The sequence below is a fragment of the Massilia sp. ST3 genome (assembly GCF_018119405.1).
In the GTDB taxonomy this organism is placed as follows: Bacteria; Pseudomonadota; Gammaproteobacteria; order Burkholderiales; family Burkholderiaceae_D; genus Telluria.
In genome coordinates this window covers 18,702-30,403 of sequence record NZ_JAGPWC010000062.1, presented here as the reverse complement: position 1 = coordinate 30,403, position 11,702 = coordinate 18,702, and the positions used below count along the sequence as shown (strand labels likewise).

General features: G+C 64.5%; 13 protein-coding genes. 5 read left to right on the top strand and 8 right to left on the bottom strand.

All coding sequences use genetic code 11. From position 1 onward, the window contains the following. Positions 1-51 precede the first annotated feature (51 nt). The 4 genes from KBW98_RS18470 to KBW98_RS18455 form a co-directional block, all read right to left on the bottom strand. Positions 52-1,251 carry an acetyl-CoA C-acyltransferase gene (locus KBW98_RS18470; protein WP_211521633.1) on the bottom strand — a complete coding sequence of 400 codons (1,200 nt, stop codon included), beginning with the start codon at positions 1,249-1,251 and terminating at the stop codon, positions 52-54. Beyond that, positions 1,244-3,079: a bifunctional isocitrate dehydrogenase kinase/phosphatase gene (gene aceK, locus KBW98_RS18465; RefSeq protein WP_211521632.1), complete on the bottom strand. Its 1,836-nt coding sequence runs from the start codon at positions 3,077-3,079 to the stop codon at positions 1,244-1,246. Before aceK ends, KBW98_RS18470 begins: the two co-directional genes overlap by 8 nt. A gap of 153 nt (positions 3,080-3,232) precedes the next feature. Further along, entirely contained in the window at positions 3,233-4,417 is a 1,185-nt protein-coding gene (locus KBW98_RS18460; protein WP_211521631.1) for an isovaleryl-CoA dehydrogenase, read from the bottom strand. A gap of 116 nt (positions 4,418-4,533) precedes the next feature. After that, positions 4,534-4,935, bottom strand: a complete 402-nt coding sequence (locus KBW98_RS18455) for a MerR family DNA-binding transcriptional regulator (RefSeq protein WP_211521630.1) — start codon at positions 4,933-4,935, stop codon at positions 4,534-4,536. A gap of 128 nt (positions 4,936-5,063) precedes the next feature. On the opposite strand from KBW98_RS18455, the gene KBW98_RS18450 reads away from it, so the two are divergent. The 3 genes from KBW98_RS18450 (at position 5,064) to KBW98_RS18440 (ending at position 7,111) form a co-directional block, all read left to right on the top strand. Further along, positions 5,064-6,128, top strand: a complete 1,065-nt coding sequence (locus KBW98_RS18450) for an MBL fold metallo-hydrolase (RefSeq protein WP_211521629.1) — start codon at positions 5,064-5,066, stop codon at positions 6,126-6,128. A 257-nt stretch (positions 6,129-6,385) separates the two neighbouring features. Continuing rightward, positions 6,386-6,805 (top strand): hypothetical protein, encoded by a 420-nt coding sequence (locus tag KBW98_RS18445; protein ID WP_211521628.1) that lies wholly within the window; start codon positions 6,386-6,388, stop codon positions 6,803-6,805. A 132-nt stretch (positions 6,806-6,937) separates the two neighbouring features. Next, the gene (locus KBW98_RS18440; RefSeq protein WP_211521627.1) at positions 6,938-7,111 is read left to right on the top strand and encodes a hypothetical protein; all 174 of its coding nucleotides are present in this window, start codon (positions 6,938-6,940) and stop codon (positions 7,109-7,111) included. Positions 7,112-7,153: 42 nt separating this feature from the next. Here KBW98_RS18440 and KBW98_RS18435 read toward each other — a convergent pair whose 3' ends face one another. Together KBW98_RS18435 and grxD are read right to left on the bottom strand one after the other, a co-directional pair. After that, positions 7,154-7,747 (bottom strand): UbiX family flavin prenyltransferase, encoded by a 594-nt coding sequence (locus KBW98_RS18435; RefSeq protein ID WP_211521626.1) that lies wholly within the window; start codon positions 7,745-7,747, stop codon positions 7,154-7,156. Beyond that, positions 7,740-8,054: a Grx4 family monothiol glutaredoxin gene (gene grxD / locus KBW98_RS18430; protein WP_211521625.1), complete on the bottom strand. Its 315-nt coding sequence runs from the start codon at positions 8,052-8,054 to the stop codon at positions 7,740-7,742. The genes KBW98_RS18435 and grxD overlap by 8 nt, the downstream gene beginning before the upstream one ends. A 178-nt stretch (positions 8,055-8,232) precedes the next feature. Between grxD and KBW98_RS18425 the strand changes: the two genes are divergently transcribed. Beyond that, positions 8,233-8,448: a hypothetical protein gene (locus KBW98_RS18425; RefSeq protein ID WP_211521624.1), complete on the top strand. Its 216-nt coding sequence runs from the start codon at positions 8,233-8,235 to the stop codon at positions 8,446-8,448. Between the two features lie 57 nt (positions 8,449-8,505). Beyond that, a complete protein-coding gene (locus tag KBW98_RS18420) occupies positions 8,506-8,784 on the top strand; it encodes a hypothetical protein (RefSeq protein WP_211521623.1) in 279 nt (92 codons plus the stop codon). 26 nt (positions 8,785-8,810) lie between these two features. Here the strand turns inward: KBW98_RS18420 and KBW98_RS18415 are convergent, their stop codons facing one another. Continuing rightward, positions 8,811-9,257 carry a GNAT family N-acetyltransferase gene (locus KBW98_RS18415; protein WP_211521622.1) on the bottom strand — a complete coding sequence of 149 codons (447 nt, stop codon included), beginning with the start codon at positions 9,255-9,257 and terminating at the stop codon, positions 8,811-8,813. A gap of 10 nt (positions 9,258-9,267) precedes the next feature. Further along, a complete protein-coding gene (locus tag KBW98_RS18410) occupies positions 9,268-11,634 on the bottom strand; it encodes a Tex family protein (protein WP_211521621.1) in 2,367 nt (788 codons plus the stop codon). Positions 11,635-11,702: the final 68 nt, after the last annotated feature.

Genomic DNA, 11,702 nt, shown 5'->3' with positions numbered 1-11,702 from the left:
GGGGGCCCCCCCCGCCGCCGCCCCCCCCCCCCCCCACCCTACGCAACTACCTTACACCAGCTCGACCGCCATCGCGGTCGCTTCGCCGCCGCCGATGCACAGCGAAGCCACGCCGCGCTTGCCGCCGGTGCGCTTCAGCGCGCCCAGCAGGGTGACGATGATGCGCGCGCCCGAGGCGCCGATCGGGTGGCCCAGGGCGCAGGCGCCGCCGTGGATGTTGACCTTGCTGTGCGGGATGTCGAGGTCGCGCATGGCGGCCATCGGCACCGCGGCGAAGGCTTCGTTGATCTCGAACAGGTCGACGTCGCTCGCCTTCCAGCCGGTCTTCTTGAACAGCTTCTGCATCGCGCCGATCGGGGCGGTGGTGAACAGGTTCGGTTCCTGGGCGTGGGTGGCGTGGCCGATCACGCGCGCGATCGGGGTCAGGCCCAGTTCCTTGGCCTTCGATTCACGCATCATCACCAGCGCGGCGGCGCCGTCGTTGATCGACGAGGACGAGGCGGCGGTCACGGTGCCGTCCTTCTTGAAGGCCGGCTTGAGCGACGGGATCTTGTCGACCTTGGCCTTCATCGGGCCTTCGTCCTTCTCGACCACCAGTTCGCCGGTACGGGTGGCGACCGAGACCGGCGCCACTTCCCAGCCGAACCAGCCTTCGTTGTTGGCGGCCTGGGCGCGCTTGACCGATTCGATCGCGAAGTTGTCCTGCTCTTCGCGCGAGAACTGGTAGGTGGCCACGCACTCTTCGGCGAAGGTGCCCATCGAACGGCCTTCACCGGTTTTCTCGTTGCGCGAATAGGCGTCTTCCAGGCCGTCGAGCATCATGTGGTCGAACATCGGCGCGTGGCCGATGCGGTAGCCGCCGCGCGCCTTCGGGATCAGGTAGGGCGCATTGGTCATCGATTCCATGCCGCCCGCGACGACCACGTCGGCGCTGCCGGCGACCAGCTGGTCGTGGGCGAAGATCGCGGCCTGCATGGCCGAACCGCACATCTTGGACAGGGTCACGGCGCCGGTCGACAGCGGCAGGCCGGCCTTGATCAGGGCCTGGCGCGCCGGGGCCTGGCCCTGGCCCGCCATCAGGCAGTTACCGAAGTAGACGTGTTCCACGGCGTCCGCCGCGACGCCGGCGCGCTCCACCGCGGCCTTGATCGCCACCGCGCCGAGGTCGCTCGCCGTTTTCGAGGAAAAATCGCCCTGGAAGGCGCCCATCGGGGTGCGGGCGGCGCCGACGATAACGACTGGATCATTCATTGTGTAGGTTCTCCATAGAGGGTGGCGATGCATGCGCGGCATGCGGCGCCGTGGTGGGGTTTGCTTCGTGACAGAAACGGATCTGCTGGGGATAAGGGAAGACGTCTTCGACCACGCCTTCCAGGATGCGGTCCTTGTGCGATTGCCAATAATCGCGGGTCAAGAGATCCGCGTGATGCTGCATGAAATGGTGGCGAATGGCCGGATTTCCAAGGAGGAAACGGCCAAACTGTTCCGGAAACACGTCGTGCTTGCCGATCGGGTACCAGGGTTCCGAGGCCATCTCGTCCTCTTCGTTGCGCGCCTGCGGGATGTCGCGGAAATTGCAGTCGGTGAGGTACTCGATTTCATCGTAGTCGTAGAACACGACGCGGCCGTGGCGGGTCACGCCGAAATTCTTGTACAGCATGTCGCCGGGGAAGATATTCGCCGCGACCAGGTCCTTGATGGCATTGCCGTATTCGATGATGCCATGTTCGACCAGCTCCTGCTTGCCCTGTTGCTGGGCGTCGGCCAGGAACAGGTTCAGCGGCACCATGCGGCGCTCGATGTAGAGGTGGCGGATGACGATGCATTCGCCCTCGATCTCGACCAGCGAGGGCGCGTACTTGTTGAGCTCGTCGAGCAGTTCCTCGGAAAAGCGCGCCAGCGGGAAGGCCACGTTCGAGTACTCGAGCGTGTCGGCCATGCGGCCCACGCGGTCGTGGTACTTCACCAGCAGGTATTTTTCCTTGACCTGGGCGCGCGTGGTGTCCTTCGGGGGCGGGTAGTAGTCCTTGATCACCTTGAACACGTAAGGGAAGGACGGCAGCTCGAACACCAGCATCACCAGGCCGCGGATGCCGGGCGCGATGCGGAACTCGTCCGAGCTGTGCTTCAGGTGCTGCAGGAAGTCGCGGTAGAACAGGGCCTTGCCCTGCTTTTGCAGGCCCAGGATGGTGTAGATCTCGCTCCTGGCCTTCCTGGGCATGCAGCCGCGCAGGAAGGTCACGTAGGCCGAGGGCACTTCCATGTCCACCAAAAAATAGGCGCGCGTGAAGGAGAACAGGATGACGATCTGTTCCTGGTCGGTCAGCACGGTGTCGAGCACCAGCCGGCCCTTGCGCTGGTGCAGCACCGGAATCACGAACGGATACTCGCGCGCGCCGTTGATCACGCGGCCGACGATGTAGGCGCCCTTGTTGCGGAAGAACAGGCTGGAGAGCACCTGGAACTGCAGGTTCGGCTCCGGCCTGTCCAGCCCGAATTTTTCCGTCATGCGCGCCTCGACCAGTCGAACGTCGCGGTCGAGGTCGACGAAGTCCGCGTCGAGCTGGAAGTTGGTGACGATGCGCTTGAGCGCGAAGCGCAGGCCGTCCGCCGCCGGGTAGTAGACGCGGTAGGTGGGCTGCAGCTCCTCGGTCTCGATGTACTCGGTCGATATCACCGGGCGCACGAAGATGTAGTCGTTGTGATAGTAGGTGCGGTGCAGGATCTGGCAGCTGACCGAATTGAAGAAGGTCTCGGCCAGTTCCGGCTGCTTGTGGCCGGCGAGCAGGCCGATGTAGTGCAGCTTGATCTCGCGCCAGACGCGGTCGGTGAGATCCTCGGGGGCGTAGTCGTCCTCGAGCGTCTGCACGCATTCCTGCACGCGCTGGTCGTAGTAGCCGATGCGCGCCCGCGCGGCCTGCTGGGCGGTGGGCCAGTCGGCCTGCTCGAACAGGCGCTTGGCCTGCTGGCTGGCCTGGCGGAACAGGCGGTAGTGCTTGTCGAAGCCGTCCAGGATGGTGCGCGCGATATCGAATGCGATCTGGGAAGACAGCAGTTTGGGGAACGCAACTTGTGTCATCGTTCGTCTCGCGCGGGTCCGGGAGCGGACATTCTACGGCAACTTGTGCAGTGCAGCAGTATCAAGGATCGTCAGCTTCGACCCGTCATCCCCGCCTGCGTGGGGATGACGGTGCATGGGTTAGCGATGGAATACTGCCAACCGAACGCCGTCTTACATCGTCTCGCCAAACAGCTCACGCCCGATCAGCATGCGGCGGATTTCGCTGGTGCCCGCGCCGATCTCGTACAGCTTGGCGTCGCGCCACAGGCGGCCGACCGGGTATTCGTTGATGTAGCCATTGCCGCCCAGGGTCTGGATCGCCTCGCCAGCCATCCAGGTCGCCTTCTCGGCGCTGTACAGGATGGCGCCGGCGGCGTCCTTGCGCAGGGCGCGCACCTGTTCCGGCAAAGTCGCACGGTCGCAGGCCTGGCCCACGGCGTACACGTACGCGCGGCAAGCCATCATGGTCGAATACATGTCGGCGATCTTGCCCTGCATCAGCTGGAATTCACCGATGGCCTGGCCGAACTGCTTGCGCTCGTGGATATAAGGCACGACCACGTCCATGCAGGCCGACATGATGCCCAGCGGACCGCCCGACAGCACGGTGCGCTCGAAGTCCAGGCCCGACATCAGCACGTTGACGCCCTTGCCGACGCCGCCCAGCACGTTCTCGACCGGCACTTCGCAATCCTGGAACACCAGCTCGCCGGTGTGCGAGCCGCGCATGCCCAGCTTGTCCAGCTTTTGTGCGATCGAGAAGCCCTTGAAGCCCTTTTCGATCAGGAAGGCGGTCATGCCGCGCGGGCCGGCTTCCAGGTCGGTCTTGGCGTAGACCACCAGGGTGTCGGCGTCCGGGCCGTTGGTGATCCACATCTTGGTGCCGTTCAGGACGTAGCGGTCGCCCTTCAGCTCGGCCTTGAGCTTCATGCTGACCACGTCGGAACCGGCATTCGGCTCGGACATCGCCAGGGCGCCCACGTGCTCGCCCGAGATCAGCTTGGGCAGGTACTTGCGCTTCTGCTCTTCGTTGCCGTTGCGCTTGATCTGGTTGACGCACAGGTTCGAGTGGGCGCCGTAGGACAGGCCGACCGACGCCGAGGCGCGCGAGATCTCTTCCATGGCGACGATGTGGGCCAGGTAGCCCATGTTGGCGCCGCCGTATTCCTCGCCGACGGTGATGCCCAGCAGGCCCAGCTCGCCCATCTTCTTCCACAGGTCCATCGGGAACTGGTCGGTGTGGTCGATCTCCGCAGCGCGCGGTGCGATTTCGGCTGCGGCGAACTGTTGGACTGCTTCGCGCAGTGCGGCGATGTCTTCGCCATGGTCAAAGGTCAAGCCTGGGAGATGCAGCATGTCGTCCTCACGATGAACGGTGGTTGAGCAGGAGCCTGAATCATACTCGTCTGTGACGTTAACGTAAACGTCAACTAAGGCGCAAAAAAAGGGGCCCGACGGCCGGCCCCATACCCTTATGCCGCGCTGCGGTCCGCCTCATTTTCGAGCAGCAGGCGGCGGCATTCGTCTTCATGGGCGGAAATTTCTTCCAGCGCCATCTCGATATCGGCGCGCTGTTGTTCCAAAGTCACGCGCTGCTGGGCCAGCACGCCCAGGAAGCGGTTGATCTGGGCATGGGTGTCCTTCGGCGACTCGTACATGTCGACGATGCTTTTGATCTCGGACAAGGTCAGGCCCAGGCGCTTGCCGCGCAGGGTCAGCTTGAGCCGGGTGCGGTCGCGCGGGGTATACACACGGTTGCGTCCGCCGACGCCTTCGCGCTTGGGGCTGAGCAGGCCCTGGTCTTCATAGAAGCGGATCGCGCGGGCGGTGATGTCGAATTCGCGTGCCAGTTCGGCGATGGTGTAGGTGGCCATGGTGTGCGGTGGCGGTCAAAAAGTCTCAAAACACGGAATCGCTTAAAATCGTCGATGCCATTTTCCGTTTACGTCAACGTCAATCGCATTGTAGCGCGCCCGCCTTTCCACGAACACGAAAGATTTCCATGAACCCGCTCGAGTCCCAGCTCGCCTATCCTTTTGGCGACACCATTCCCGCGCCCGGCGCGCTGCACGAGATCCTTCCCGGGCTGCGCTGGGCGCGCATGCCACTGCCGTTCGCGTTGGACCACATCAACCTGTGGCTGCTGGAGGACGAGCAGGAGGGCCGGCAAGGCTGGAGCCTGGTCGACTGCGGCGCCGGCACCGACGCCACCCGCGCCGCCTGGGAACAGGTGCTGGCCGAGGGCCTGGCGGGCGAACCGCTGGTGCGCGTGATCGCCACCCATTGCCATCCCGACCACGTCGGCCTGTCCGGCTGGCTGTGCGAGCGCTTCGGGGCGCCGTTCTGGACCACCACCGGCGAATTCGCTTTCGCGCGCATGATGGCGGCGGCGCTGCCTGGCGTGGACGGGCCCTCGGCCATTCCGCATTTCGAACGCCATGGCCTGACCGACCCGGCGCTGCTGGAGCAGATGCGCAGCCGCCGCAATTACTATCCGAGCCTGGTGCCGGCGGTACCCGCTTCGTATACCCGGCTGCAGGACGGAGACGAGGTGAAGATCGGCCGCCACGGCTGGCGCGTGATCACCGGCTTCGGCCATTCGCCCGAACACGCCTCGCTGTATTCGGAAGAACTGAAGGTGCTGGTCTCGGGCGACATGGTGCTGCCACGCATTTCGACCAATGTCTCGGTATTCGCGGTCGAGCCGGAAGGCAACCCGCTCCAGCTCTACCTCGACTCGCTCGGCAAGTTTGCCGGCCTGCCGGAGGACACCCTGGTGCTGCCCGCCCACGGCAAGCCCTTCCGCGGACTGCATACCCGCATCGCCCAGTTGCGCGCGCACCACGAGGCGCGCCTGGCCGAGGTGGTGGCGGCCTGTGCCGAACCGAAGTCGGCGGTGGACATCGTGCCCATCATGTTCCGGCGCCAGCTCGACGCCCACCAGCTCAGCTTTGCGCTGGGCGAGGCGCTGGCCCACCTGCACAAGCTGTGGCGAGATGGTGTCTTGCTGCGAATAAACAGCATGAATGACGTCATACGTTTTCAGTCTGTTCCCAACAAATTGTAACTGTAGTTCTATTAAAATTTAGTAAATACATCCTATGTAACAAGCTGCAAATCGTGCGGCGTTCTTCGAATATTTCAGTTAGGCTACATTTTTTGGAAGGTTTATACTTCCGTGAGTTGCCGTCAGTAATCGTTGCATTACCGAAAATTCTCTTAAAAAATCACATCTTTGTTACTTTTTAGGGGTATGATTGACCCGAGGCCTGCTCATCAGTAGAGAGCTTGCCGTCCGCTTACGCAACATTAAGTAGTTTCCAAATGAATTCGACGAATGAACGGGAGAGCTTCAGCGAGCGACTGCAGCAGGCCCTGAAAAACGCACACTATTCTCCCGACAGTCCGACCCGGCTGGCGCGGGAATTCAATATTCGCTTTGAAGGACGTCCGATCACGGTGCACGCGGCCCGCAAGTGGCTGGTGGGCGAGGCGATCCCGACCCAGGAAAAGCTGCGCATGATCGCCCAGTGGCTAGGTGTGCCTGCCGACTGGCTGCGCTTTGGCGGCGGCGAGCAGGCTGCCAACGCGGAATCCGGCGCCAATGGCGCCGCGCGCTTCGAGTCGGCCGATGTCAAGCTGATCGCCGACCTGCAACGCCTGGACGAACACCACCGCCAGCTGGCGCGTGAGTTCATCCGCATGCTGGTGCGCATGCACCACCAGAAGACAGATCAAAAATAAGGCAGGTCTGTCGGACGTTGTCGTAGTGCACTTTTCGTGAAGCCGGGGCCGCACAAACCTGCGATCTGGGTCATAATCCATTACAGGTGGCAGCGGTTTTCGCCACCCGTCACGTCAAGGAGCAGCTGCCGCATGCGAAACAACTACGCCAATACCGCTCAGCTCAAGGAACTGATGACAGCACCGCCAATGACGGCGGCGCGCCACGCCGAGGTCATGCGAGAACGCAACGCCCGGCGGCGGATGATCGAAGAAGCACGTGAGCTGAAAAAGGCCGACAACGACCTGTTCGAAGAAAAACGCTGACCCCTGGCGGGTTGGCCCGAAGTCCCGGCCTGGGCAAGCCGCTCAGGCGTCCGGCGCAGCCTTCATGCCGCTCCAGCGGGCGGCGTGGGCATTCTCAAGCCCAAGCAAATCCATCACCCGGTCGACACTGTGCTCGACCATTTCCTCGATCGACGCCGGCCGGTGGTAAAAGCTGGGCAGGGGCGGAAATACGATGCCGCCCATTTCGGTCACGGCCGTCATGTTGCGCAGGTGGGCCAGGTTGAAGGGCGTCTCGCGCACCATCAGCACCAGGCGCCGGCGCTCCTTCAGCATCACGTCCGCCGCGCGCGTGACCAGGTTATCCGACAGGCCATGGGCCACGGCCGCCAGGGTCTTCATGGAGCAGGGCGCGATCACCATGCCGTCGACCTGGAACGAACCGCTGGCGATCGAGGCGCCGATGTCGCGGTTGCGGTGCACGACGTGGGCCAGGGCCTCGGCGTCGCGCCGCTGCAGGCCCAGTTCCTGGTGCAGGGTGAGGGTAGCGGCGTCGGAAACGACCAGGTGGGTCTCGACGCCGGGAGTGGCGTCCAGCCGCCGCAGCAGCTGCACGCCATAGGTTGCGCCGGTCGCGCCGGTGATGGCGACGATGATCCGGCGCGGGCGGTCAGCCATTCTGCAGCAGGGTTTGCAGTTCGCCCGATTCGTACATCTCGTTCATGATGTCCGAACCGCCGATGAATTCGCCGCGCACGTAGAGTTGCGGGATGGTCGGCCAGTTCGAGTAGTCCTTGATGCCCTGGCGGACTTCCGCGTCTTCCAGCACGTTGACGGTGGCGATGTTGTCCACGCCGCATGCCTTCAGGATCTGGATGGCGCGGCCGGAGAAGCCGCACTGCGGGAACTGGGCGGTGCCCTTCATGAACAGCACGACCGGGGTGTTGGTCACGGTTTCTTTGATCCAGGTTTGTACGTCGCTCATTTGTTCTGCCTTTGGGGGGAAATGGGTTGATGGCGACATTCTATAAGAATTGACGGGAGTCGTCCCGCAGGCCGCCGCCGGCTTGATGTTGATTTTAGAAAAGAACCGTGTCCTACAATGCGCTATCATCTCCCGATCCTCACCAGTCTCGAATAGGAAGCAAACTCCTTTTACCACCATGTCGCCTACCTTCATGTGGGTGCTCGCGGCTTTCTTCGGGATCCCTTCACTGTACGACTTCATCGAAGGCATCTGGTTGCGCATGGGCGAGGAGGTGTTTTTTGCGACCGGTCCGCTGGCGCGGGTGATCCTGGTCGGCTACATTTGCTTTGGCCTGGCGGTGGGCAGTTTTCTGGTCAATGTCTTCGGCACGGCGCTGCGGGTGTTCGGCTGACGCGGCCCTTGGCTTGCGGTATGATCGCCCGGTTTTGACGCCAACCGGAGCTGCACCATGCAACAACCCCCCAACCGCGGCCCCTCGACGGGCATGAACCTCGTCATCGCCACGCTGCTCGGCATCCCCGGCATCATCAACATCGTCACCGGCATTTCGCACGCGAGCATCGGCGGCATCCTGTCCGGTGTCGCGGCCCTGGTCTATGCGGCATTGCTGGTGCGCGACGCCCTGCACGTGAAGAAGACCGGCCGTCCCGCCATGGCGCAGAAGCACATGCTCCTGATCGGCTTCGGCTGCCTGTCGATCTACCTGCTCGGGGTCTTCCTCAAGTAAGCGGCAATCCGCGCCTTGGAGCCACTTCAGAGCCAGCGGCCGAGGCAGGCCGACACCTGGCTTCCCACGTATTTTCCGTAGGCCGGCACCGGCACGTAGCCGTTGCGGCGGTAGAAATCCATGGCGCGCCGGTTGACACGGCGCGTCGACAGCCACACCTCGCTGTAGCCGAAGATCACGGCATGCCATTCCAGCGCCGCCAGGATATTCTTGCCCGCGCCGCTGCCCGGGCGCGCGTACATGCGCTTGAATTCCGCCACGTCGGGCGTCAAGGGACGCAGGGCGCCGCAGCCGACCGCCACGCCCTGGTCGTCGCGCGCCACCAGGAAGACCGAGCGCGGGCCGCGCACGTCCTGGGGATCGAAGGAAGCGGCGCCGCTGTCGCCCGTGATCGCGCTCAGGGCGGCGCCGAGCTCCGCGAGCAGCACCAGTGCGTCGGGGCTGTCGGGATCGGCGCTGCCGAGCGTGATCATGGCCTGCTCCTTATTTGCGCAGCTTGGCGAAGGCGGCCGCCATCGCATTGCCGGACGGTGGGGCGCTACCGCCTCCTTCACGCTGCTGGCGCTGCTGGTGCTGGGCGAGGCGCTTGCCGTCGTTGCGGTCGCCGCGCTGCTCCGGCCGTGAACCCGGCGCCGGCGCGCTGTCGCTCAGGCGCATGGTGAGGGCGATGCGCTTGCGCTTGACGTCCACTTCCAGCACCTTGACCTTCACCACCTGGCCGGCCTTGACCACCGTGTGCGGGTCCTTGACGAAGGTGTTCGACAGGGCCGAGATGTGCACCAGGCCGTCCTGGTGCACGCCGATGTCGACAAACGCCCCGAAGGCCGCCACGTTGGTCACCACGCCTTCCAGGATCATGTCCGGACGCAGGTCGCTGAGCTCTTCCACGCCTTCCTTGAAGGTGGCGGTGGTGAATTCCGGACGCGGGTCGCGCCCCGGCTTTTCCAGTTCCTTCAGGATGTCGGTCACGGTCGGCACGCCGAACTTCTCGTCCGCGTACTTGGCCGGGTTCAGGCTCTTGATCAGCGATGCGTCGCCGATCACCGCCTTCATGTCGCGCTTGATGTCGGCCAGGATTTTTTCCACGACCGGATAGGATTCCGGGTGGACCGCCGAGGCGTCGAGCGGGTTGTCGCCGCCCATCACGCGCAGGAAGCCGGCCGCCTGCTCGAAGGTCTTGTCGCCCAGGCGCGGCACCGCCTTCAGCGCCGCGCGCGAGGCAAAAGCGCCCTTCATGTCGCGGTAGGTGACGATGCTTTGCGCCACGCTGGACGACAGGCCCGAGACGCGCGCCAGCAGCGGCGCCGAGGCGGTATTCACATCCACGCCGACCGCGTTCACGCAATCCTCCACCACCGCGTCGAGCGAGCGTGCGAGCTGGGTCTGCGACACGTCGTGCTGGTACTGGCCGACGCCGATGGATTTCGGATCGATCTTCACCAGTTCCGCCAATGGGTCCTGCAGGCGGCGCGCGATCGACACCGCGCCGCGCAGCGACACGTCCAGCTCCGGCAGTTCGCGCGAGGCGAATTCCGAGGCCGAGTAGACCGAGGCGCCGGCTTCCGACACGACGATCTTGGTCAGCTTGAGTTCCGGATTCTGCTTGATCAGGTCCTGGGCCAGCTTGTCGGTCTCGCGCGAGGCGGTGCCGTTGCCGATCGAGACCAGGGACACCTTGTGCTTCGCGGCCAGCTGGCCGAGGACGTGCAGGGCGCCGTCCCAGTCGTTGCGCGGCTGGTGCGGGTAGACGGTGGCGGTGTCGACCACCTTGCCGGTGGCGTCGACCACGGCGACCTTGACGCCGGTGCGCAGGCCCGGGTCCAGGCCCATGGTGGCGCGCGGGCCGGCCGGCGCGGCCAGCAGGAGCGACTTCAGGTTGCGGGCGAAGACCTGGATGGCGTCCAGCTCGGCTTTTTCGCGCAGGGCGCCCATTAGTTCGGTCTCGATGTACATGAAGCTTTTCACGCGCCAGGTCCAGCGGGCGGTGTCGAGCAGCCACTTGTCGGCCGGGCGGCCCGCGCCCTTGATGCCGAAGCGCGCGGCGATGCGGCCTTCGCAGGGATTGTGGGGCGCGTCCCACTTTGGTTTTTCCGGTTCCGAATCGAGGCGCAGGGTCACGTCCAGCACGCCTTCGCGGCGGCCGCGCATCAGGGCCAGCGCGCGGTGCGAGGGCACGCTGGACAGCGGTTCCGAATAATCGAAGTAGTCGGCGAACTTCTCGCCTTCGTCTTCCTTGCCCGCCACCACCTTGGACTCGACCACGCCGTGCTCCTGCACGTATTCGCGCAGGGACTGCAGCAGTTCGGCGTCTTCGGCGAAGCGCTCCATCAGGATCTGGCGCGCGCCGTCGAGCGCGGCCTTGGTGTCCGGCACGCCGGGATTGGCGCCGCCGTCGGCGTTGGTGAAGGCTTCGCGCAGGTAGGCGCCTGCCGCTTCCTCGGGATTCAGGGAAGGATCGGCCAGCAGGCTGTCGGCCAGCGGCGCCAGGCCGGCCTCGATCGCGATCTGCGCCTTGGTGCGGCGCTTCTGCTTGTAGGGCAGGTAGAGGTCTTCGAGGCGGGTCTTGTCCTCGGCGTGGGTGACGGCGTCGAGCAGCTCCGGCGTCATCTTGTTCTGCTCGGTGATCGAGGCGATGATCGCGGCGCGCCGGTCTTCCAGCTCGCGCAGGTAGCGCAGGCGCTCTTCCAGCAGGCGCAGCTGGATGTCGTCCAGGCCGCCGGTCGCCTCCTTGCGGTAGCGGGCGATGAAGGGGACCGTGGCGCCTTCGTCCAGCAGGGCGACGGCGGCCGCCACCTGGGCTGGCTTGGCGGAGAGTTCGAGGGCGAGGCGTTGTTCGATGGATGGCAGCATTGGTGCAGGCGTGATGAGGTGATTCAGGAAGTCAAGCGGCCAATGATACGCAAACCGGAACGATACAC